The organism is Gemmobacter nanjingensis (genome assembly GCF_014652195.1).
Lineage (GTDB): Bacteria > Pseudomonadota > Alphaproteobacteria > Rhodobacterales > Rhodobacteraceae > Gemmobacter > Gemmobacter caeni.
This window is the reverse complement of record NZ_BMYI01000002.1, coordinates 103,253-125,717: the sequence shown is the minus strand read 5'-3', so window position 1 is coordinate 125,717 and position 22,465 is coordinate 103,253. Positions and strand designations below refer to the sequence as shown.

Sequence of the window (22,465 nt, the reverse complement as noted above, 5' to 3'; positions counted from 1 at the left end):
TGGGTCAATGCGGGCTAAAGGCGCATCCTGCGAAACACTTTGGGCAGTTCGCCGGGCAGATCCTCGGCGATCAGGCCGGGGCCGAAGCTGCGCGCGGCCTCGACATGCAGCCAGGCGCCGGTCGCGGCCGCATCGAAAGCGCCGAGGCCACGCGCCAGAAGGCCCGTGATAATCCCCGCCAGCACATCCCCCGCCCCGGCGGTGGCGAGCCATGGCGCCGGACGGTCGTAAACCGCCGCATTGATGCGGCAAGCCCCGGAAGGCGCGGCGATCACCGTATCCGCCCCCTTGAACAGCAGCACGCAGCCCGCCCGCGCCGCCGCCGCCCGCGCGGCATCCACCCTGGAAAAGGCCGGGCCGCGGGTCGCGGGCTCTGCCAACCGGGCGGCGATGTCGGGGAACAGCCGGGCGAATTCGCCCGCATGCGGCGTCAGCACGCAATCCCCGTGCAGCATCGCAAGCAGCCCCGCATCCCGCGCCAGCAACGTCAGCGCATCGGCATCCAGCACCAGCGCGCGGCGGCTGCCCAGCGCCTCCGCCACATGCCGCGCCTGCAAGGCCCCGAGGCCAAATCCCGGCCCAATGCAAAGCGCATTGATCCGCCGGTCCGCCAATACCTGCGCCAGCCCCTCGCCCCCGACCTGCCGCAGCATGATGGCATCCAGTCGCGCCGCATTCTCGGCCATTGCATCAGGCGGACAGCCCAGCGTCACCAGCCCCGCCCCCACCCGCAGCGCCGCACGCGCCGAAAGCCGCGCCGCGCCACCGCGTCCCTGCCCGCCCGACAGGATCAGCGCATGACCGTGATCGAACTTGTGCTGCCCGCTGCCCTTGCCCAGCTGCGCGTTTGCCCCGGCCAGCGTCACATCCTCCCCGGCGGTTCGTCCCAGCCCGATATCGACCAGCCGCAACGCACCACAATGCAACGGACCTTCCGACAGCACATGACCCAGCTTCCGTGCATGGAAAGTGACGGTCAGCGCGGCGGAAGCCGCCGCCTCCCCCAGCACGCGGCCGCTGTCCATGCACAGGCCGGATGGCGCATCAACCGCCACCAGCCGCCCCGCGGGAAGCCCCGTCATCACTGCCGCAACCTCGGGCGGGAGCGGCCGGGTCAGCCCGGTGCCGAAAACCGCATCGACGATCACATCCGGCACCTTGGCCCCGGCCTGCCCGATGATCGCCGCAGCCTCCCACTGCGCAATCTCACCCATCACGCGCCAGAGGTCGTAATTCACCCGCGCATCAGGCGGCAACTTTGCCGCATCGCCGTAGAGGAAAACCGCAACCTCCCAGCCCCGCTCCTGCAAAAGCCGCGCCACGACGAAACCATCCCCGCCGTTGTTGCCCGGCCCGCACAGCACCAGCGCCCGGCGCGCCTCAGTTTCTGTCCGCAAAAAGGCCGGCGTCCGGGGCAGAACCCCGGTCGCGGCCCCACGCCCCTCGGCCAGATCGGGCCATTCCGCCAGCAAGGCCGCCACCACGCCGTAGCCCGCACGTTCCATCAGCTCCAGCCCTGTCAGGTCACCAGAGGCGATGGCGGCCTGTTCGATGGCGCGCATTTGGGCAGCGCTCAACAATTCGGTCATCTTTGAGGCTCTTGTTGATTCAATTTTGCCGCCAATCGGGGCAATATGCACAAATATTGTGCAAATGCGGCGATTTTGCCGGTTCATATCCGACACCGAAAGGCTAGCCGATTGTCCCCCCCGCCGGGAAGTGGTCACTGACCGTCAAGACGCAATTGCCAGCGGGGAGTCGGCCCATGAAGAAGATCGAGGCGATCATCAAGCCCTTCAAGCTCGACGAAGTGAAAGAAGCACTTCAGGAAGCGGGCATTCAGGGCCTGTCGGTCACCGAGGTCAAGGGCTTCGGTCGCCAGAAAGGCCATACCGAACTCTATCGCGGCGCCGAATATGTCGTCGACTTCCTGCCGAAGGTGAAGATCGAGGTCGTACTGTCCGATGACATGGTGGACACCGCCGTCGAGGCCATCATCTCGGCCGCGCGCACCGACAAGATCGGTGACGGCAAGATCTTCATCTCGCCGGTGGAACAGGCCATCCGCATCCGCACCGGCGAAACCGGCGACGACGCCGTATAAGGCTTTCGCCGGCCCCGGCACGCCCGGGGTCCGGCCCCGCCCATACCGGGCCCGCAAGGCCCGCCCCCGACAACCCAACCGAAAGGCAGACTCATGAGCGCAGTCGCTAAGGCTCTGAAACTGATCAAGGACGAAGAGATCGAATATGTCGACGTCCGTTTCACCGATCCGAAAGGCAAACTCCAGCACGTCACGCTGATCGTCGACCTGATCGACGAAGACTTCTTCGAAGAAGGCTTCATGTTCGACGGCTCGTCCATCGCGGGCTGGAAGTCGATTGACCAGTCGGACATGAAACTGATCCCCGATGCGACTTCGGTCTACATCGACCCCTTCTATGCCGAGAAGACGCTGTGCGTACACTGCGACGTGGTCGAGCCGGACACCGGCGAAGCCTATGACCGCTGCCCGCGCCAGATCGCCAAGAAGGCCGAAGCCTACATGAAGTCCTCGGGCATCGGCGACACTGCCTATTTCGGCCCGGAAGCCGAATTCTTCATCTTCGACGACGTGCGCTATTCAGTCACGCCGCAGAAGGTTGCCTTCTCCATCGACGCGGAAGCCGCGGCGTGGAACACCGATGCAGCCATCGAGGGTGGCAACCTCGCCCACCGCGCCGGTCACAAAGGCGGCTACTTCCCGGTCAACCCGATCGACGAAGCCCAGGACCTGCGCGGCGAGATGCTCTCGACCATGAAGCGCATGGGCATGAAGGTCGACAAGCACCACCACGAGGTCGCGACCTGCCAGCACGAACTGGGCATGATCTTCGGTGGTCTGGTCGAACAGGCCGACAACATCCAGAAGTACAAATACGTCATCCACAACGTCGCGGCTGCCTATGGCAAAACCGTGACCTTCATGCCGAAGCCCATGAAGGGCGACAACGGCTCGGGGATGCACGTCAACATGTCGATCTGGAAAGACGGCAAGCCGCTGTTCGCAGGCGACAAATACGCTGACCTGTCGCAGGAGGCGCTGTATTTCATCGGCGGCATCCTGAAGCATGCGAAAGCACTGAACGCCCTGACCAACCCCTCGACCAACAGCTACAAGCGTCTGATCCCGGGCTTCGAGGCTCCGGTGCTGCGGGCCTTCTCGGCGCGCAACCGTTCGGGTTGCGTCCGTATTCCGTGGACCGAATCGCCGAAAGCCAAGCGTGTGGAAGCCCGCTTCCCCGATCCGGCGGCGAACCCCTATCTGGCTTTCGCTGCCCTGCTGATGGCTGGTCTTGACGGCATCAAGAACAAGATCGATCCGGGCCCGGCTTCGGACAAGGATCTTTACGATCTGCCGCCGGAAGAGCTGGCCGAAATCCCGACCGTCTGCGGTTCGCTGCGCGAGGCGCTGGAGGAGCTGGAGAAGGACATGGACTTCCTGCTGGCCGGCGACGTGTTCACCAAGCCGCAGCTTGAGGCCTATATCGGCCTGAAGTGGGAAGAGGTCTATGCCTACGAGCACACCCCCCACCCGGTCGAATATCAGATGTACTACTCCTGCTGATCCCTTTCGGATCGCAGTCGAAGGGCGCCTCCGGGCGCCCTTTGCTTTTGGGCCTCCGGCGCAATTATGGCAAGGATAGGGCATTCCTGCGCAACAATTCCCTGATTTGACCATGCTTCCCCCGCGAGCACGGCACAATCCAGAGGTTAGCTGCCCTCAGAACACGCCTGTTGGAGGTATGCCATGTGGTCACGACCCGACAGTATGATTGCCCAGATTCTGTACACCGGCGGCCCCGTGCCGAACTTTGCCGCGCTCGTCAGCATGATTGACCGGCACCTGACACGCCACTTTCCGGCCGGGCACAGCCTGACCTGGGACCATGATGACATCGCCAGTTTCGACGCAGGCGCACTGCGCCTGCTTCTGGCGAAAAACGAGCCTGTGCCAAGCGGTTACACGGCAAGCCTGACACTTGCTGCCGGTCCGCGCCCTGATCTGGAGGAAGGCACCCTGCCGCTGCTGAGCCAGGAAAACCTGTCGCGCGTGCTGACCCAGATTGTCGAAGGCACCCTGCGCCAGCATCCGGCGGAAACCGTTCTGTGGCAACACCGGCCGGAGCCGCTGGATTCCGATCTGGCCGATGCAGTGGCGCTTGGCCTGCCGGCACGCGAGGAGGTCGACTATCTTTCCAATGGCGAATCGGCCAATTTCACGACTGTCCCAACAGTGTGGAGCCCGCATCCCGTACCACAGGCCTCGCCGCAGCCCCGACCCGAGATGCGGCACGAGGATGGCCACGACCGTGCCGCCATGGCCCGGGTCAGGGATGCGCTTTATGGTGAGATGCCCGCAGCAGTGACGCCGCAGCCCAAGGCCGAAGCCTCACCGCAGATGCGGCTGGCCGTCCATGCGATGAACTGCACCCTGATCGCCGTGGCGCTGCCTGTCGGCACCGCGATGATGGCTTACAGTTTCCGCAAGGGCGAAAACCTCGCCGCCAGTGCGCGCGCACTTGCGCTGACTGGCATGGGGCTGGCGCTCTGGCACAATGTGGCATCCTTGCCACTGCCGGTCTGACCCCCTCTTGCGCAAGGTCCGGGCGGGTTCCATATGAACGGCACGGGGCGTCAGGCCCCCGCCGTCCGCAGGGCAAGTGCCCATGGTGAAGCCTGACCCGTGACCCTTTCCTCAAGGTCATCCGGCAAGGCCAATGCGGACAGCTTTGAACGCCCGCTGCATGACCATGCGAAAGGGTTACACCATGACGACGACGATCCCCGCGACCACCGCGATGAAAGCGCAGGCCCGCAGGCTGCGCAGCGCCCTTGGCGCACGCGGCCAGACCCTCAGCCACTCTGCCGCGCTGGAGCTGGTGGCACAGACCCACGGCCTTGCCGACTGGAACACCGCTGCGGCGCTGTCGCCTGCCGGGCAGGCACTGCAACCGCATACGGTGGGCGAGCCGGTGCGCGGCCACTACCTCGGCCAGCCCTTCACCGGACGGGTGCATGCCCTGCGCCGCAAGGGTGCCGCGCATATGGAAATCGAGATCCAGCTGGACCAGCCGGTGAACGTATCCCGCTCGGCCCTGTTCGAGGCGCCCCGGCGACGCATCCGTGCCACCATCGGCCCCGAGGGCCGGTCGATCGGCGCCACCTCGGACGGGGTGCCGCATCTTCAGATTGCGGCGGCCTGATCCATCAGCCGCTCGAGCGCGCGGAGCGCCTGCGCCTCGAATGCCGCAAGCCGCGCCGGGGAAACATCCTCGGCGCGGTAAAGCGCGGCAAAGCCGAAACGGGCTTTGGGCGCGCAGACCTTCAGCACCCCCCAGCGCAGCATACGCCGCACCGGGCGCCGCATCACCAGCCAGTCGGCCCAGGCCGGGCCGCCCAGCGTGGTGACGGCAAGCAGGCCGCGCAACCCCGTCAGCCTGCCAGAAATCGGGCCAAGATCGCTGGCGTGGTCATAGGCGTGACCCGGCACCCAGACCCGGTCGATCCAGCCCTTCAGCATCGCGGGCAGACCATACCACCAGGTCGGGAACACCAGCACCACCAGATCGGCGCGTTCAAGCTGCGCCACCTCGGCTGCGACCGCGCGGATATCGTAGGTTTCCGCATAGGTGGACCGCCGCTCTGCCGCCGTCAGCACCGGCGAAAAGCCCGCTGCGTAAAGATCCAGCCGCTCCACCACCGCACCGCGCGCCGTGATCCGATCCGCAAGCAGACGAACCAGATGCCCGGTCAGGCTGTCCTGAAGGGGATGTGCGCTGACCAGAAGAACCCGCATCACAGCCCCGCCGCTGCCATTCCGGCGCGGGCTTCCGGCTCCAGATCCTCCAGCCGCACCAGATAGGTGTGGATAGTGAAGACCACAGCCCGCGTGTCCGGCAGGCGCAGCAGGCATTGCCGCTCGCAGCGCATGTACAGCCGTTCGACCGGCGGCGGGCGGCGGGCACCTTCGGGACGCGGCTGGAACAGCGCCGGATCATCATAGACCAGCGCATTCATCCGCCACAAAGCCTGTTCCGGCCGGATCGCATCAAACAGACGCTGCACCCGGCGGGCCACATCGTCGGTGTAGTGATCGACCGGCACATGGATGCGTGTCATCGCCCGGCCGATCTTTTCGGCCAGGGTCCAGCTTGCCGGAAAGCATAGAACCGCGCCGGTCAGAACATGTTCGGTGCCATCATGCTGAAGCAGGCACAGATCCTCCTGCACCAGACGCCCGGCGGTCATCAGCGGGCGGCTGCGGTCCAGCGGTACGATTACGCCATCGGGGCGCGTCACGGCATCAGCACCGACCCGGTAACCCGGCACCTTTGCGACCTTCGCCAGCACGGCGGACAGCAGTTCCTCCGCCGCCGCCCTGGCCTGCGGCAGCAGGGCGTGAACCAGAGCCGGATCACTGGCCAGACGCGCGTCACGTTCAGCCATCTGGCCCGCGAAAGCATCATCGGCGCGCAGCCAGTCATCGCCCTCGACCGGCAGGATACCGGGCAGGCGCGCGGTGCGCGGGTCCATCCAGGGAGCGAACGGCAGGCGGGATTGCAGGATCGGCTGTGTCATGGAGCAGAGGCTAGCCTGCCACAAGCACAACCGGAAGGGGGAAGTCCTTGAAAAAACATCTGCAACTCAGGTTGCAGATGACGATATAGCATGTCGGGTACGATTGACCGCCCGTCCTCGTCAGCCCAGATGCCGACCCAGCCCTGCGAGCCTTCAGGCCGCTTAGCCACGGACCCGCGAATGACCCTTCCCCGCCCCAAACCGCTCAGCGCCGCGATGCTCGTCGCGCTGACCTGCCTGTTCATCATGGCCACGGCCAATGCCACGCATTTCCGCAACGGCGCCCGCATCTTCGAAGGCGCCCCCCTGGCCTTCGTGACGCTGGAGGCGGCGCTGTTCTTCCTGTTCTACGCGCTGATCCTGCCGTTCAGCCAGCGCTGGATCGTGAAGCCCGTTCTGGTGTTCCTGCTGCTCGTCTCGGCCTCGGCCTCGCATTTTCTGGAAACCTACGGCACGATCATCGACCGCGAGATGATCCAGAACGTCATGAACACCACCACGACCGAAGCCGGACATCTGATCACATTCGGCTTCATCCGTGACATGCTGATCTTCGGTGTCCTGCCTTCGGCTGTCGTGCTCTGGGTGCCGCTGAAGGATGAGCGCTTACTGCCGAAGCTGCTGCGCACGGCGGTCATCGCCGTGGTCAGCTTCGCGCTGTGCCTCGGCCTGCTGCTGACTGACTACAGCCGCTTCGCCGCGATCTTCCGCGAACAGAAGGAACTTATGGCGACCTGGAACCCCGGCGCGCCAATCACCGGGACCATCCGCTATGCCAAGCTGATCATGCGCAGCCAGAACATCGTGGTGGCCCCCCTTGGCACCGATGCGAAGGCGGGCCCCTACCTGTCGCAGCCCGGCAAGCCGGTGCTGGCGGTGATCGTGGTGGGCGAGACCGGCCGCGCTGCCAACTGGTCACTGAACGGCTACAGCCGCGACACCAACCCTGAACTGGCGAAACGCGACATCACCTATTTCACCGATGTGACCTCCTGCGGCACCTCCACCGCGGTTTCGGTGCCCTGCATGTTCTCGGCCCTGCCGCGCGAGGATTACACCTACACCAGGGGGCTGTCGCAGGAAAATCTGGTCGATGTGCTGGTCCGCGCCGGGTTTGATGTGAAATGGTGGGACAACAACACCGGCTCGCAGCATGTCGCCAAGCGCATCGGCGAGCAGGAATATGACAAGGAGAAAGATCCGGTGGCCTGCGCGCTGGGGGAATGCGATGACCGTATCCTGCTGAAACAGCTTGCCGCCGAACTGCCGAAGATCACAAAGAATACCGCCATCATCCTGCATACGGTGGGCAGCCACGGCCCGTCCTATTACCTGCGCTACGATCCGGCGACGGCGCCCTTTGCGCCAACCTGCCAGACCGGCGAGCTGGGCAAGTGCAGCAGCGAGCAGATCGTGAACACCTATGACAATACCATCGCTTTCACCGACCGCATTCTGGCCGAAACGGTCGACATGCTGGCGGGGGCGCCGAATTTGGTGCCGGTGATGTATTACGTCTCGGATCATGGCGAGAGTCTGGGTGAGAACGGCCTCTACCTCCATGCGGCACCCTGGTTCATGGCGCCGACGGAACAGACCCATGTGCCGATGGTCACCTGGGTCTCGCCCGAGGCCGAAAGCCGGCTGGGCCTGACGAAAGCCTGTCTGGATGCCCGCAAGGCAGATACCCTGTCACACGACAACATGTTTGCGACGGTGCTGGGGATGCTGGACATCCAGACCGAGGCGCGTGACCCGGCGCTGGACCTGACCGCCGACTGCCGCAACTGAGGCTGAGGTCAAGAACGACAGGCGCGCGTCGCATCCCGGCGCGCGCCTTTCCCATGCTGCGGCCCAGTCTGAACCCGGACACGGAGGCCGCCATGCAAAGCTATGCCGATACCCGCCGCAAGATCGACCCGAGCCGGGGTGACCGGCTGGGCGATGGCACCCCCAACGACAATGACCGCGTAGAGATCGGGCCGACCCAGCTTGCCTTTGCCGAATGGGCGGCGGCGGGGCTGGAATTGCCGGACCTCGACCGCATGCGCCATTACCGCTGGGACCGGCTGGTCAGGGCGCTGGTGGCGCGCGATGTGGGCGGTCTTCTGATGTTCGACCCGCTGAACATCCGCTATGCCACCGACACCACCAACATGCAGCTCTGGAACAGCCACAACCCGTTCCGTGCCTGCCTGATCTGCGCTGACGGGCATATGGTGGTCTGGGAATACAAGAACTCGCCCTTCCTCGTGACCTTCAACCCGCTGGTGAAGGAACTGCGCTCGGGCGCGAGCTTCTTCTACAACGTCTGCGGCGACCGAACCGCGCAGGACGCCGGTTCATTCGCCGCGCAGGTGGACGAAGTGATGCGCGCCCATGCCGGAGCAAACCGGCGGCTGGCGGTGGACAAGATCATGGTCCACGGCTTGCGCGCGCTGGAAGCGGCGGGGTTCGAGGTGCTGGAGGGCGAGATCATCACGGAACGCACCCGCGCCATCAAGGGCCCGGACGAGATTCTGGCCATGCGCTGCGCTCACCACGCCTGCGAATCCGCCATGGCCGGGATGGAAGCGTTCACACGGGAAAACGTGCCGAAGGGCGGCGTGTCCGAGGATGACATCTGGGCCGAACTGCACAAGGGCAACATCCGCCGGGGCGGCGAATGGATCGAGACGCGGCTTCTCGCCTCCGGCCCCCGCACGAACCCATGGTTTCAGGAATGCGGGCCGCGAATCGTTCAGAACAATGAAATCGTCGCCTTCGACACCGATCTGATCGGCAGCTACGGCATCTGTATCGACATCAGCCGCAGCTGGTGGATCGGCGACGCACGGCCCTCGAATGCGATGATTTCCGCGATGAACCATGGGCTTGACCATATCCGCGACCATCAGGCCCGGCTGAAACCCGGTGTCACCATCCGCGAACTGACCTTCGGCGGGCATCAGCTGGAAGATCGCTACTGGAAGCAGAAATACTCCTGCAAGATGCACGGGGTCGGGCTGTGCGACGAATGGCCCTTCGTGCCCTACCCCGATGGCTGGGTGGATGGCGCTTTCGAGGTCGCACTGGAACCGGGCATGGTGCTTTGCACCGAGGCGCTGATCAGCCCGGAGGGCGGAGACTTCTCGATCAAGCTTGAAGATCAGGTGCTGATTACGGAGAATGGCTGCGAGAACCTGACCCGCTATCCCTTCGACCCGCGCCTGACGGGCGAAGCCTGACCGACGGAGCCCGCCAATGCCCTTCCGCCCCGCCCTTGCCTTTGCCGCTCTGGCCCTTTGCGCGGGATGCGGTGGCGGGGGTGGCCGGCAGGCGGCCGAAGCGTCGAACAGCCGCTGGGCCAGCATGTCGAACCCCGCCTCGCAATATTGCGCAGAACTGGGCGGGCGACTGGAGATGCGGCAGGAACAGGCGGGCGAGGCGGGCTATTGCCATATGCCCGACGGCACCGTGGTCGAGGAGTGGCAGCTTTATCGCGGCAAGAACGCGCTCTGACCCGTCAGGGCAGCAGCGCATCCAGTTGCACCTCCAGCCCCGCACGCATATCGGCGCCTGTGGTCAGTCGCAGCTCCATCAGCCCCAGCGTCGCGGCATAGAACAGCCGCGCCGCATGTGCCGGATCATCGTGACGGGCTTGCTTGAAAAAGCCTTCCAGCACCGCCAGCCGCCGCGCATCCATCGCCGCCACCGCCTGCGCGACCTGTGGTTCGGTCCGCGCCCAGCCACGCAGCGCGGGCTCGACACCGGCGCCACCGTAAGCGGCGGGCGGTGCAACGGAAATCCGCCCGATCAGCGCCTGTAGCGCCGCCCGCCCCTCGACCCCGCTGGCCAGCACTGTGGTGGTGATCTCTTCTTCCGCCAGCCGCTGCCACAGTGCGACCATCTGCACCTTCAGTGCCGCCAGATCAGCGAAATGCCAGTAGAACGAACCCTTGCTGGTTCCAAGACCACGCGCCAGCGGCTCCACCCGCAGCGCGGGGGCGCCGCCGTTCACCAGCGCCCTGAATCCCGCCGCAATCCAGTCGCGAGGGGTCAGGCGGGTGCGGTCTGTCTGCAAGGCAGGTATGGTCATGCGCGAACCATACGATAGCGTATGGACTCGGGGCAAGCAGCCATGCCACAAACCATACGCAACCGTATGGAATTGGCCATGTCCCTGCATCGCCTCACGGCCCTGGCACTGGCCGCCTTCCTGATCAGCCACCTAGCGCATCACCTGGCGGGGCTGATCGCCGGACCGGCGCTGCATCTGGCGCTCTCGGCCCCCTTCCGCGCCTTCTGGCGGCAGCCGGTTGTCGAGGTCTTGCTGCTGACCGCCTTCGCGATGCAGATCACCACTGGCCTGCGCCTGTTGTGGCGTGGAAGGGCCTGGCGCTGGCGCGGCCTGCGCCGCTGGCAGGCACTGTCCGGCGTCACCCTCGCGGGGTTCCTCTGTATCCACATCGGCGCGGTGCTGGCCGCCCGCGCCACGGGCACCGACACCAACCTGCATTTCGCCGCCGCCGGGATGCAATCCGGCCTCTGGGCGCTGTTCTTCGCGCCCTATTACACCGCCGCCGTGACCGCGCTTGGCCTGCATACCGGCATCGCGCTGAGGCGCCGCACCGGGCAGCACTGGGCCTTCCCCCTGCTGACCGCCGCCGGGCTGGCGCTGGGGATCGGCCTTGTTCTGCTGATGGCCGGGCTGATCCATGATTACACCGTGCCGCAGGAATGGCGCGCCGCTTTCGGATAATGCACCGCCGCCACCTTGCCAGCCCGGCCCTTGCGGATTAAGGGGGCGCAACCCCGCATCCCCGTCAGGAAAGGCCCGCCGATGATCCCGCGCTACTCCCGCCCCGAGATGGTCGCCATCTGGTCGCCCGAGACCAAGTTCCGCATCTGGTATGAGATCGAGGCGCATGCCTGCGACGCGCAGGCCCAGCTTGGCGTGATCCCCAAGGCCAATGCCGAGGCCGTCTGGCGCGCGAAGGATGTGGAATTCGACGTGGCCCGCATCGACGAAATCGAGGCGGTGACCAAGCATGACGTCATCGCCTTCCTGACCCACCTGGCCGAACATATCGGCTCGGAAGACGCGCGTTTTGTCCATCAGGGCATGACCTCGTCGGACGTGCTGGACACCACGCTGAACATCCAGCTTGTCCGCGCCGCCGACATCCTGCTGGCCGATATGGACCGGGTTCTGGCCGCGTTGAAGACCCGCGCGTTCGAGCACAAGGATACCGTGCGCATCGGGCGCAGCCATGGCATCCATGCCGAACCGACCACGATGGGCCTGACCTTCGCCCGGTTCTATGCTGAAATGGATCGCGGCCGTGCCCGTCTGGTCGCCGCGCGCGAGGAAATCCGCACCGGCGCGATTTCAGGCGCCGTCGGCACCTTCGCCAATATCGACCCCTTCGTGGAGGAATATGTCTGCGAAAAGCTGGGTCTGGTGCCCGAGCCCGTCTCGACCCAGGTCATCCCGCGCGACCGTCACGCCATGTTCTTTGCCACGCTGGGCGTCATCGCCTCGTCGATCGAGAATATCGCCATCGAGATCCGCCACATGCAGCGCACCGAGGTGCTGGAGGCGGAAGAATTCTTCAGCCCCGGCCAGAAGGGTTCGTCGGCCATGCCGCACAAGCGCAACCCGGTGCTGACCGAAAACCTGACCGGCCTCGCGCGGCTGGTGCGCATGTCGGTGGTGCCAGCGATGGAGAATGTGGCGCTCTGGCATGAACGCGACATCAGCCATTCCAGCGTCGAACGCGCCATCGGCCCGGATACGACCGTGACGCTCGACTTCGCGCTGAACCGTCTGGCGGGGGTGATCGAGAAGCTGGTGATCTACCCCGAGAACATGCTGAAGAACATGAACAAGTTCAAAGGGCTGGTCATGTCGCAGCGCGTGCTTCTGGCGCTGACGCAGGCAGGGGTAAGCCGCGAGGATGCCTATCGTCTGGTGCAGCGCAATGCGATGAAGGTCTGGGAGAAGGGCGCCGATTTCAAGACCGAGCTGCTGGCCGACCCGGAAGTGACCGCCGCCCTGTCGCCCGCCGAGATCGAGGAAAAATTCGATCTGGGCTATCACACCAAGCATGTCGATACGATCTTCGCACGGGTGTTCCGCGCGTAACAGCGTCAGGCGCAGGACAATGGCATTTCAGGGGGGCGGGCCGGATGGCCTGCCCCTTTCCCATTGAAAGGCCCCGCGCACATCGGAACAAGGTCCGGCTCCGTGCAGGTTCTTTGCCCGACAGGGCAGAACCGTGGTATCCTTTCCCGAAACAGGAGAACCGCCATGCGCCTGATCCCTGCACTACTGCTTGCCGTCACGCCCTTCGCCGCCTTCGCCGCCGGGTCTGATGACACCGAGCCGCCGAAACCCACCGAAACATCGCAGACCTGCAAGAACGGTCAGGTCTGGGACGACAAGACCAGGGCCTGCGTGAACCCCGAGGAATCGCGGCTGGACGACGACGCCCGCTTCCGTGCCGTACGCGAACTGGCCTGGGCCGGACGTCCCGCCGACGCGCGCCGGGTGCTCGCTGCCATGCACGAAGGCGACAGCGACCGCGTGATGACCTATGACGCCTTCACCCTGCGGATTTCCGGCCGGATCGAGGACGGGCTGGCCCGTTATGAACAGGCGATTTCGGCCAATCCCGCCAATATCCTCGCCCGCAGCTATTACGGGCAGGCTCTTGTTCTGCAAGGTGAATACGGCATGGCCCGTGAACAGCTCGCCGCCATCGACAACCGTGAAAGCTGGGCCTGGCGCGCCCTGAACCATGCCATCGAGACCGGAGAAACCGCCAACTATTAAGGAGGGAACCATGCGCCTCAGAATTGCTGTTCTTGTCTGCCTCGCCCTGCCTGCCCCCGTGCTGGCCGAAGGCTGCCACCAGCAAACCGCCATGAACTGCGCCGAAGGGATGCAGTGGAACGCAGGCACCAAATCCTGCGAACCCATCTCCAGCTAAGCGCCCGTTAACCGGCGCCTGTCAGCCTGACCCCGGAAGAATCACCGGAGGCGACATGGCGCAGGCGCTTGCTCGGATCAAACCTGTCCAGATTGCCGTGCCCCGGCCACCGGGCACGGCGCTGCATTTGTCACGGCGGCAGAAGGCGGCAATCATCGTGCGGCTGATGCTGGCCGAAGGCTCACCCCTGCCGCTGTCCTCGTTGCCCGAGGCGATGCAGACCGAACTCGCACAGCAGATCGGCGAAATGCGGCTGGTGGATCGCGGCACGGTGCAGGCGGTGGTGGCGGAGTTTCTGGAGGAACTGGAACAGGTCGGGCTCAGCTTCCCCGGCGGTCTGGAGGGCGCATTGTCCCTGATGGACGGGCATATTTCCGGCGCGGCGGCGGCGCGGCTGCGCCGGATGGTGGGGCTGCGCCCCGATGCCGACCCATGGGACCGGATCACCGCCCTGCCCCCCGATCTGCTGCGCCCGGTGCTGGAGGTTGAAAGTACCGAAATCGCTGCCATCATGCTGTCAAAACTGCCCGTGACGAAGGCGGCGGCGCTGCTGGGCAAGCTGCCCGGCGACAAGGCGCGGCGCGTCGCCTATGCCATGTCCCGCACCGCCAATGTCGATCCGGGCACGGTGCGGCGGATCGGGATGTCGCTGCTGACCCAGCTCGACAACCAGCCCGCCAAGGCCTTCGATGCGGGGCCGGTGGAACGGGTGGGGGCGATCCTCAATGTCTCCCCCGCCGTCACGCGAGAGGAGGTCTTGCAAGGGCTGGACGAAACCGATCAAGGCTTTGCCGAACAGGTGCGCAAGGCGATTTTCACCTTCGTGCACCTGCCGCAACGTCTGGCCCCGCGCGATGTGCCGCGCCTGACCCGCGCGGTGGACCAGCCGACGCTGGTCACCGCACTGGCAGGCGCCCGCAGCCCCGATCAGCAGGCGGCGGCAGAATTTATCCTCGCGAACCTCTCGCAACGTATGGCGCAAACCCTGCGAGAGGAAATCGCCGAACGCGGCAAGGTGCGGGACCGTGACGCCGAAGCCGCCATGACCAGCGTGATCGAGGCGGTTCGCGGCATGGAACGCGAGGGCGAATTGACGCTTATCCGCAGTGAGGAAGAGGAGGAATGACCCTGCCCACCGCGTCTTGCCCTTCCCGCGCCCCGCCCCTAGGGTCTGCCGGACCCAGACAGGCGAAGGCAGATGCACCAGACCGAAACTACCCGTGGCATCCTGCTGATGCTGATCGCCATTGCGACCTTCACCAGCATGGATGCGCTGGCCAAGACCATGGTGGCCGATTACCCGGCACTTCAGGTGGTCTGGGCACGCTATACCGGGCAGACCGTTATCGTGACGCTGGTCTTCCTGCCGCGTCTGCACCAGCTCTTGCGCACGCGGCATCCGGGCCTTCAGGCGCTGCGCTCGCTGTTCCAGTTCGGCGCGACGGCCTTTTTCTTCCTCAGCCTCGGGCATATTGGCCTCGCGGAGGCGACCGCGATCACCGATCTGAACCCGGTTCTGATCACACTGGGCGCGGCATTGTTCCTGGGCGAGAAGCTGGGCCCGCGCCGGCTGGTCGGGATTGGCCTGTCGCTCGTGGGGGCGATGATCATCATTCGCCCCGGTCTGGGCGTATTCCAGCCCGCCGCCCTGCTGCCGCTGGCCTGCGCCTGCTGCTATGCCGCCTTCGCGCTGGCGACCCGGTATGTTGGCCGCAGCGAGGGGTCATCGACCGCACTGCTGTACTCCGCGCTGTTCGGCACATTTGCCACCAGCGTTATGATGCCGGGCATCTGGCAACCCATTGCCAGTGCCGACCTCTGGAAATTCCTGCTGATCGGCGCGCTGGGGTCGGTGGCGCAATTCTTTCTGATCCGCGCCTTCACGGTGGCGGAAGCCTCGGCCATCGCTCCTTTCGGCTATGTCGGGATCATCTTCGCGACAGGCTGGGGCGTGCTGCTTTTCGACGAATGGCCCGATCTCTGGACTGTCGTCGGCGCCCTTGTGATCGTGGGGGCGGGCCTCTATGTCTGGCATCGCGAAACGCGGGATCGCCCGCGCCACCCGAGACCGGAATGAAACCATCGGAAAAGCCGCGATTCCGCGTGGATCACTGGCTTCAGAACCTCGTCCTGCGTGGCCTGATCGGGACGCTGCTGACCCTGCCCTATCGCTGGCGGGTGCCGCTTTGCGGCTGGATCTTCGCGCGGGTCATCGCCCCGCTGGCAGGTTATGACCGGCGCATCCGTGACAATCTGGCCCGGATCTTCCCCGACATGCCCGAGCCCGAGGTCCGCCGCATGTTGCGCGCGGTGCCTGACAATGTGGGGCGCACGGTGATCGAACTGTATTCGGGCGCCCCTTTCATCGAACGGGCACTGGCCGCGCCGATGCACGGCCCCGGACTTGCCGCGCTGGAAGAGGCGCGGGCGGCGAACCGCCCCGTGGTGCTGGTGACCGGGCATTTCGGCAATTACGATGCCAGCCGCGCCGCGCTGATCGCACGGGGATTCCGCGTTGGCGGCCTTTATCGCCCGATGACCAACCGCTATTTCAACGCGCATTACGTCGCCGCCATATCGCGCATTGGCACGCCGCTGTTCGCGCGCGGGCGGCAGGGCATGGCCGGTATGATCCGCTTCCTGCGCGAAGGCGGGATTCTGGGCATTGTGCAGGACCAGCACATGAACCTGGGCGTGAAGCTGAAATTTTTCGGCCATGACGCGATGACAGCGCTGTCGGCGGCTGAACTGGCCCTGAAATATGACGCGCTGGTGGTGCCGACCTATGCGATCCGGCAGGAAAACGGGCTGGACTTCGACATACTGGTCGACGCGCCGATCCCTCATACGACAGCAGAACAGATGACCCAGGCATTAAACGACCATCTGGAGGCGCATGTGCGCGACCATCTGGATCAGTGGTTCTGGATACACAAACGCTGGAAGGTTTAGTTCACGCGTTGCGCGGCCAGAATCTCTGCAGGACCGGCGCGCTGGATCAGAACCACCGCGGGCTCATCCCCCGCCAGCGGCAGCGTGAGATCAAGCGGCGGCTGGCCCGGCCATTCGGCCACCGGCTGCCAGTCGGTGACGATGTTGCGGTAGGTCACAGTACGGCCCGCATTCTCGCCGCGTTCAATGTTCACGGTTTCCTCGGGGCGATACCGGACAAGCTGAATTTTCATCGGCAGGCCCGGCCCCTCGGCCGATTGCGCGCGGACGCGGATCTGCCCGCCCTCGCGCTGCACCTCCAGTGTCACCGGCGACCCGGCCCCCTGCGCGCTGCGAATGGCCTCCAGCACCGCTTCGGGGTCATTGCCTTCCACCCGCGTGCCGCCATTCACGATCATCTGCGGGGTATAGATCGTGCGGCTGCGCACGGCGCGGGCATAGGCTTTCTGGCGGGCGGTAAAGCCGGGCTGGGCCAGATGGTCCTCCCAGCCGATGTAGTCCCAGTAATCGACATGCAGGGCCAGCGGGATAACGGCGGGATCGGCGGCCAGCGTCGCCAGCAGGTCATCGGCGGGCGGACAGGACGAACAGCCCTGCGAGGTATAAAGCTCCACCACCACCGGCCGGTCGGCTGCCGTCTGCGCCTGCCCGGCCACGGCAAAAGCAAGCCAGAGGCCGCATGCGGCTTTGAGTGCATCGCGCATCATGGTCTTCCCGATCCCCTCGTGATGTATCGGTTCTAGCCAACAAGCCCCCCGCTTGCCAATCAAGGTTTTGCGAGAGACCGCGAGGCAGCGTATCCTGACGCCGGGCGACCTGCGGGCGGTGCCCGGCAAAACCGTGCCGAGCGGATCAGAAAGCGCTGGATTTTCGGCATACAATTGCATACAAAGCCCGCAGATTCCCTTGCGTGATGCGCCGCATTGCGGCATGACCGGAGGGAATACCACGGACCCGAGCCCGAATTTCCGAGCCACAGCCAGGAGGCGACCATGACCGTCACCGTCGGACACGACAGCAGCAAAACGAGAAAGACCCTGACCGCAGGCGGCCAGTCGGTCGCCTATTACTCGATCCCCGCCGCCGAAGCCGCCGGTCTGGGCGAGTTCGCCAAACTCCCGGCCGCGCTGAAGGTCGTGCTGGAAAACATGCTGCGCTTCGAGGATGGCAAGACCGTTTCGGTCGATGACATCCGTGCCTTTTCGGACTGGGGCAAGATGGGCGGCAAAAACCCGCGCGAGATCGCCTACCGCCCCGCCCGCGTGCTGATGCAGGATTTCACCGGCGTTCCGGCCGTGGTGGACCTTGCCGCGATGCGTGACGGCATCATCGGCCTTGGCGGCGATGCACAGAAGATCAACCCGCTGAACCCGGTTGACCTCGTGATCGACCACTCGGTGATGATCGACGAATACGGCCATCCCCGCGCCTTCCAGATGAACGTGGACCGCGAATACGAGCGGAACATGGAGCGTTACGTCTTCCTGAAATGGGGTCAGAAGGCGTTCAACAACTTCCGCGTGGTGCCGCCCGGCACCGGCATCTGCCATCAGGTGAACCTGGAATACCTCTCGCAGACCGTCTGGACCGATACCGACCAGAATGGTGAACTGGTTGCCTATCCCGACACGCTGGTCGGCACCGACAGCCACACCACGATGGTGAACGGTCTGGCCGTGCTGGGCTGGGGCGTGGGCGGCATCGAGGCCGAAGCGGCGATGCTGGGCCAGCCGGTTTCCATGCTGATCCCCGAGGTCGTGGGCTTCAAGCTGACCGGGCAGATGATGGAAGGCACCACCGCCACCGACCTCGTGCTGAAGGTCGTGCAGATGCTGCGCAAGCATGGTGTGGTGAACAAGTTCGTCGAATTCTACGGCGAAGGTCTGGATCACCTGCCGCTGGCCGACCGCGCAACCATCGCCAACATGGCCCCGGAATACGGCGCCACCTGCGGCTTCTTCCCGATCGATAACGAAACCCTGCGCTACCTGCGCAACACCGGCCGCGAGGAATCGCGGATCGCGCTGGTCGAAGCCTATGCCAAGGAAAACGGCATGTGGCGCGGCCCGGATTATGACCCGGTCTACACCTCGACCCTGCATCTCGACATGTCGGAAATCGTGCCCGCCATCTCGGGTCCGAAGCGTCCGCAGGACTACGTTCCGCTGAACCTTGCCTCGCAGGGCTTCTACAAGGTCGTGTCGGATTACCGTGGCGTCGATCTGTCGAAAGCCGCCGACGAAATGGCCGGTGAAGGCGCCGTGGCAACCGCCCCGGCCACCGATCCGCGCAAGACCGTCAAGGTCGAGGGCAAGGATTTCACCCTGACCGACGGCGATGTGGTGATCGCCGCCATCACCTCCTGCACCAATACCTCGAACCCCTATGTGATGATCGGGGCAGGTCTGGTCGCGCGCAAGGCCCGTGCGCTGGGTCTGAACCGCAAGCCCTGGGTGAAAACCTCGCTGGCGCCGGGATCGCAGGTCGTGGCGGAATATCTGAACGCTGCCGGGCTTCAGGAAGATCTGGACGCCGTGGGCTTCAACCTCGCCGGTTTCGGCTGCACCACCTGCATCGGCAACTCGGGTCCGCTGGGCGATCCGGCGATTTCCAAGGCTATCCAGGAAAACGATCTGGTGGCAACCGCCGTGCTGTCGGGCAACCGCAACTTCGAGGGCCGGATTTCGCCCGACGTGCGCGCCAACTATCTGGCCTCGCCGCCGCTGGTCGTGGCCTATGCCATCGCCGGGTCGCTGAACATCGACCTGACAGTCGATCCCATCGGCCAGGACAAGGACGGCAAGGATGTTTTCCTGAAGGACATCTGGCCGACCAACCGCGAAGTGGCGGATCTGGTGGAAAAGACCGTGACCCGCGAGGCGTTCCAGACCAAATACGCCGATGTGTTCAAGGGCGACGAAAAGTGGCAGGCGGTGGAGATCACCGACAGCGAAACCTACGACTGGCCGCCGAGCTCGACCTATATCCAGAACCCGCCCTACTTCCAGGGCATGGGCAAGTCGAAAGGTGTGATCAACGACATCGAGGGTGCCCGCGTTCTGGCGCTGCTGGGTGACATGATCACCACCGACCACATCTCGCCCGCCGGTTCGTTCAAGGCGACCACCCCGGCCGGCAAATATCTGTCGGAGCGTCAGGTTCCGGTGTCCGAGTTCAACTCCTACGGGGCCCGGCGCGGCAACCACGAGGTGATGATGCGCGGCACCTTCGCCAATATCCGCATCAAGAACGAGATGCTGGATGGCGTTGAAGGCGGCTACACCAAGGGGCCGGATGGTCAGCAGACCTCAATCTATGACGCGTCGATGGCCTATCAGGCCGAAGGCACGCCGCTGGTCATCTTTGGTGGCGTCGAATACGGCGCAGGCTCGTCGCGGGACTGGGCTGCGAAAGGCACCGCGCTGCTGGGCGTGAAAGCCGTGATCGCGGAATCGTTCGAGCGTATCCACCGGTCCAACCTCGTCGGGATGGGCGTCATCCCGTTCGAGTTCACCGGCGGCGACACCCGCAAGACGCTGGGCCTGAAGGGCGATGAGGTCGTGGCGATCCATGGTCTTGCCGGTGACCTGAAACCGCTGAGCCTGGTGCCCTGCACCATCAAATACGCGGATGGCACCGAGAAGACGATCCAGATCAAGTGCCGCATCGATACGGCCATCGAGATCGAATATGTCGAAAATGGCGGCGTGCTGCACTATGTGCTGCGCAACCTCGCCTCGGCCTGATCTGCACTGAACGGACCGCAAGGGCCCCGGAGCGATCCGGGGCCTTTCGCATTTCCGGCGGCGTGGATACCGTGCGGGCGCAGAAAGGTGCTGCAAGGGGGGGTGAACCCCGCGCAGTGCCGCGTTATACAGGAACCGAAGTGCGCGGCGGCAAGCTGCTGCGTCAGGGCAAAGCGGATGGGCGGGACAACCGCCAGAGCGGTGGAGGCAGATATGCGCGGGTTTCTGTCAGGCGTGATTTCAGGCGGGATCGTGGGGGTGCTGGGCCTTGGTGTCCTGTCGCAACTGGCGCCGCCCCCGGCCGGGCGTCCGGCCCCGGCAGCCGAGGTCGCCAATGTGGATGCGCCGCCGGTCACGGTGCCTGAGGCCGCACCCGCCGAAAGCCCCGCGGCGGCCCCTGCCACCGTGCCCGCGGCAGAACCTGCCGCCCCCGAACAGCCGGACATGGCAGAGGCAGCGCCGCCGCCGACTGCCTCCGAAGCCCCGGAGGCGCCGCAGCGCCCGGTGGAACCCGCCGCCGCCCCGGATCTGGCACTGGCCCCCGCCACAGAGCCTGCCGCGCCGGTGCAACCCGCCTTGCCAGAAGCCGGGGCGGACAGCGATGCGGCCCCCGCTGCCGCCGAGCCGCCGCCGGTTCCGCCTCTGACGCCCGAGGAAGAAGCGATGCTGGCCCCGGTCGACGAGGGCGCGCTGCCCGATGAGATTCCGGCCCATTCGCCGCTTGCCCCCGAAGCCCCTGCGGAGGCAGAGACCGAGGCCCCGGCAGAACCCCTGCTGGACCGGCCGCAACCCGGACTGACCGGCACGGTCGATGGTGTAACCACCGGCCGCCTGCCCGCGATTGACGTGGCCCCCCCGGCCGATCCCGCCGCGACAGAGCCGGATCTGGCCGATGATCCGCGCCCGCTGATCCGTTATGCGATGCCCTTCGACAATCCCGCCGCCAAGCCGCTTTACGCCATCGTTCTGGCTGATAACGGCCTGCCGGGCGTCGACCGTGCCGCCATTGCCGCGCTGCCGCTGCCGGTGACCATCGCGCTGGACCCGGCCGCACCGGATGCCGAAGAGATTGCAGGCGCCTATCGCACCGCCGGGAAGGAAGTGGCCATGCTGGCGACCGGCCTGCCGAAAGGGGCCACCGCCGCCGATGTGCAGGTCACTTTCGCCGCAAATGCCGATACGCTGCCGCAGGCGGTGGCCGTGGTGGATCTGCCGCAGGGCGGGTTCCAGAACGACCGCAAGCTGGCGAGCGACGTGGTGCCGGTGATCAAGGATCAGGGGCGTGGCCTAGTCACCTTCGACCGGGGGCTGAATGCCGCCGATCAGGTCGCCCGGCGCGAGTCGGTGCCTGCGGCGGTGATGTTCCGCCAGATCGACGGCGAGGGCGAAAGCGTGCCGGTCATGCGCCGCTATCTGGATCGCGCGGCCTTCAAGGCAGCGCAGGACGGCAAGGTGGTCGTTTATGGCACCGTCGCGCCCGACACGATCGCGGCGCTGCTGGAATGGTCGGTCGAGGGCCGTGCAGGATCGGTGGCTCTGGCGCCGCTTACCGCCGTTCTGGCCGAGGGCCAGTAACCGGCTGGCGGCGCCGCAGCGTCAACGCAAGCCATTGCGTTGGCACGCCGCCGAAACCGCCGCCACGGCGCAAGGTCAGGGCCACCAGTTCCCAGCCCGGCACGCAGGCGGCCAGCAGCCAGGCCGGATCGGGCTGGTTGAAGTATCGCCCCAGCGCATCCGCCCCTTCCGCGTCGCCGGTCTTGAAACTGGCAAACATCAGGCCACCGGGCCGCAAGGCGCGACGGATACGGGCAAGAATGTCGGACAATTCCGGGCGCGGCACATGCAGAAGGCTCGCATTGGCCCAGACAGCATCATAAGCCGCATTTGCCTCCAGCGCATCGAACTGCAAAAGCCGCGCGGGGCGCCCCAGCCGTTCAGAGGCGATCCGCACCAAGGCGGCGCTGCCATCGGTCGGGTCCAGCCCGAACCCTGCGGCAAGTATGGCCGCCGCGTCCGTGCCCGCGCCGCAGCCCAGTTCCAGAATATGCGCACCGGGCGCCAGCCTGGCCAGAAATCCGGCAAGGGCGGGATGCGGGCGGGCGCTGCCTTCGGCCGCATAGCGCGCAGCCTGTGTTTCGTAGAACAGCCGGGTCCGGGGATCGCCAGCCATAC

22 protein-coding genes are annotated in these 22,465 nt (G+C 65.5%); 16 read left to right on the top strand and 6 right to left on the bottom strand.

Annotated features, from left to right (window positions below):
- Positions 1-14 precede the first annotated feature (14 nt).
- A complete protein-coding gene (locus IE126_RS05655; RefSeq protein ID WP_189380423.1) occupies positions 15-1,589 on the bottom strand; it encodes an NAD(P)H-hydrate dehydratase in 1,575 nt (524 codons plus the stop codon).
- Positions 1,590-1,765: 176 nt separating this feature from the next.
- Between IE126_RS05655 and IE126_RS05650 the strand changes: the two genes are divergently transcribed.
- The 4 genes from IE126_RS05650 to IE126_RS05635 all read left to right on the top strand — a co-directional run bounded on the left by IE126_RS05650 (position 1,766) and on the right by IE126_RS05635 (position 5,246).
- The gene (locus IE126_RS05650; RefSeq protein WP_054301210.1) at positions 1,766-2,104 is read left to right on the top strand and encodes a P-II family nitrogen regulator; all 339 of its coding nucleotides are present in this window, start codon (positions 1,766-1,768) and stop codon (positions 2,102-2,104) included.
- Positions 2,105-2,197: 93 nt separating this feature from the next.
- Positions 2,198-3,607, top strand: a complete 1,410-nt coding sequence (gene glnA, locus IE126_RS05645; protein WP_054301211.1) for a type I glutamate--ammonia ligase — start codon at positions 2,198-2,200, stop codon at positions 3,605-3,607.
- Between the two features lie 183 nt (positions 3,608-3,790).
- The gene (locus IE126_RS05640) at positions 3,791-4,627 is read left to right on the top strand and encodes a hypothetical protein (RefSeq protein WP_189380422.1); all 837 of its coding nucleotides are present in this window, start codon (positions 3,791-3,793) and stop codon (positions 4,625-4,627) included.
- 184 nt (positions 4,628-4,811) lie between these two features.
- Positions 4,812-5,246: a glyoxalase superfamily protein gene (locus IE126_RS05635; RefSeq protein WP_054301213.1), complete on the top strand. Its 435-nt coding sequence runs from the start codon at positions 4,812-4,814 to the stop codon at positions 5,244-5,246.
- On the opposite strand, the gene IE126_RS05630 is transcribed toward IE126_RS05635, so the two are convergent.
- Both IE126_RS05630 and IE126_RS05625 read right to left on the bottom strand, forming a co-directional pair.
- Complete coding sequence (locus IE126_RS05630; protein ID WP_189380421.1) at positions 5,228-5,839, bottom strand: NAD(P)H-dependent oxidoreductase; 612 nt, start codon at positions 5,837-5,839, stop codon at positions 5,228-5,230. The two genes, IE126_RS05635 and IE126_RS05630, sit on opposite strands and share 19 nt — an antisense overlap.
- On the bottom strand, positions 5,839-6,621 hold the full coding sequence (locus tag IE126_RS05625) for a heme-dependent oxidative N-demethylase family protein (protein ID WP_189380420.1): 783 nt from the start codon (positions 6,619-6,621) through the stop codon (positions 5,839-5,841). The genes IE126_RS05630 and IE126_RS05625 overlap by 1 nt, the downstream gene beginning before the upstream one ends.
- 180 nt (positions 6,622-6,801) lie before the next feature.
- Between IE126_RS05625 and IE126_RS05620 the strand changes: the two genes are divergently transcribed.
- The 3 genes from IE126_RS05620 to IE126_RS25875 all read left to right on the top strand — a co-directional run bounded on the left by IE126_RS05620 (position 6,802) and on the right by IE126_RS25875 (position 10,122).
- Entirely contained in the window at positions 6,802-8,412 is a 1,611-nt protein-coding gene (locus tag IE126_RS05620; RefSeq protein ID WP_189380419.1) for a phosphoethanolamine transferase, read from the top strand.
- Positions 8,413-8,504: 92 nt separating this feature from the next.
- A complete protein-coding gene (dddP, locus tag IE126_RS05615) occupies positions 8,505-9,848 on the top strand; it encodes a dimethylsulfonioproprionate lyase DddP (RefSeq protein ID WP_189380418.1) in 1,344 nt (447 codons plus the stop codon).
- Positions 9,849-9,864: 16 nt separating this feature from the next.
- On the top strand, positions 9,865-10,122 hold the full coding sequence (locus IE126_RS25875) for a putative hemolysin (protein WP_054301217.1): 258 nt from the start codon (positions 9,865-9,867) through the stop codon (positions 10,120-10,122).
- 4 nt (positions 10,123-10,126) lie between these two features.
- Here the strand turns inward: IE126_RS25875 and IE126_RS05605 are convergent, their stop codons facing one another.
- On the bottom strand, positions 10,127-10,699 hold the full coding sequence (locus IE126_RS05605) for a TetR/AcrR family transcriptional regulator (RefSeq protein WP_189380417.1): 573 nt from the start codon (positions 10,697-10,699) through the stop codon (positions 10,127-10,129).
- Between the two features lie 78 nt (positions 10,700-10,777).
- Between IE126_RS05605 and IE126_RS05600 the strand changes: the two genes are divergently transcribed.
- From IE126_RS05600 to IE126_RS05570, 7 genes are all read left to right on the top strand, one after another.
- On the top strand, positions 10,778-11,362 hold the full coding sequence (locus IE126_RS05600; protein WP_189380416.1) for a hypothetical protein: 585 nt from the start codon (positions 10,778-10,780) through the stop codon (positions 11,360-11,362).
- An 81-nt stretch (positions 11,363-11,443) separates the two neighbouring features.
- Complete coding sequence (gene purB, locus IE126_RS05595) at positions 11,444-12,748, top strand: adenylosuccinate lyase (RefSeq protein ID WP_054301220.1); 1,305 nt, start codon at positions 11,444-11,446, stop codon at positions 12,746-12,748.
- A gap of 165 nt (positions 12,749-12,913) precedes the next feature.
- Positions 12,914-13,438, top strand: coding sequence for a tetratricopeptide repeat protein (locus IE126_RS05590; RefSeq protein ID WP_189380415.1), 525 nt, complete (start codon positions 12,914-12,916; stop codon positions 13,436-13,438).
- A 10-nt stretch (positions 13,439-13,448) separates the two neighbouring features.
- Positions 13,449-13,595, top strand: coding sequence for a hypothetical protein (locus IE126_RS05585; protein ID WP_158640443.1), 147 nt, complete (start codon positions 13,449-13,451; stop codon positions 13,593-13,595).
- Between the two features lie 55 nt (positions 13,596-13,650).
- Positions 13,651-14,721: a flagellar motor switch protein FliG gene (locus tag IE126_RS05580; protein WP_189380414.1), complete on the top strand. Its 1,071-nt coding sequence runs from the start codon at positions 13,651-13,653 to the stop codon at positions 14,719-14,721.
- A 72-nt stretch (positions 14,722-14,793) separates the two neighbouring features.
- Positions 14,794-15,672: a DMT family transporter gene (locus IE126_RS05575; protein WP_108127238.1), complete on the top strand. Its 879-nt coding sequence runs from the start codon at positions 14,794-14,796 to the stop codon at positions 15,670-15,672.
- Positions 15,669-16,547 carry a lysophospholipid acyltransferase family protein gene (locus tag IE126_RS05570; RefSeq protein WP_189380413.1) on the top strand — a complete coding sequence of 293 codons (879 nt, stop codon included), beginning with the start codon at positions 15,669-15,671 and terminating at the stop codon, positions 16,545-16,547. Before IE126_RS05575 ends, IE126_RS05570 begins: the two co-directional genes overlap by 4 nt.
- Here IE126_RS05570 and IE126_RS05565 read toward each other — a convergent pair.
- Positions 16,544-17,251: a DUF1223 domain-containing protein gene (locus tag IE126_RS05565; protein ID WP_189380412.1), complete on the bottom strand. Its 708-nt coding sequence runs from the start codon at positions 17,249-17,251 to the stop codon at positions 16,544-16,546. The two genes, IE126_RS05570 and IE126_RS05565, sit on opposite strands and share 4 nt — an antisense overlap.
- A 288-nt stretch (positions 17,252-17,539) precedes the next feature.
- On the opposite strand from IE126_RS05565, the gene acnA reads away from it, so the two are divergent.
- Together acnA and IE126_RS05555 are read left to right on the top strand one after the other, a co-directional pair.
- Positions 17,540-20,293, top strand: a complete 2,754-nt coding sequence (gene acnA, locus IE126_RS05560; protein WP_108127242.1) for an aconitate hydratase AcnA — start codon at positions 17,540-17,542, stop codon at positions 20,291-20,293.
- 213 nt (positions 20,294-20,506) lie between these two features.
- Entirely contained in the window at positions 20,507-21,868 is a 1,362-nt protein-coding gene (locus IE126_RS05555) for a divergent polysaccharide deacetylase family protein (protein ID WP_189380411.1), read from the top strand.
- On the opposite strand, the gene IE126_RS05550 is transcribed toward IE126_RS05555, so the two are convergent.
- Positions 21,840-22,463 (bottom strand): class I SAM-dependent methyltransferase, encoded by a 624-nt coding sequence (locus IE126_RS05550; RefSeq protein ID WP_189380410.1) that lies wholly within the window; start codon positions 22,461-22,463, stop codon positions 21,840-21,842. The two genes, IE126_RS05555 and IE126_RS05550, sit on opposite strands and share 29 nt — an antisense overlap.
- Positions 22,464-22,465 lie beyond the last annotated feature (2 nt).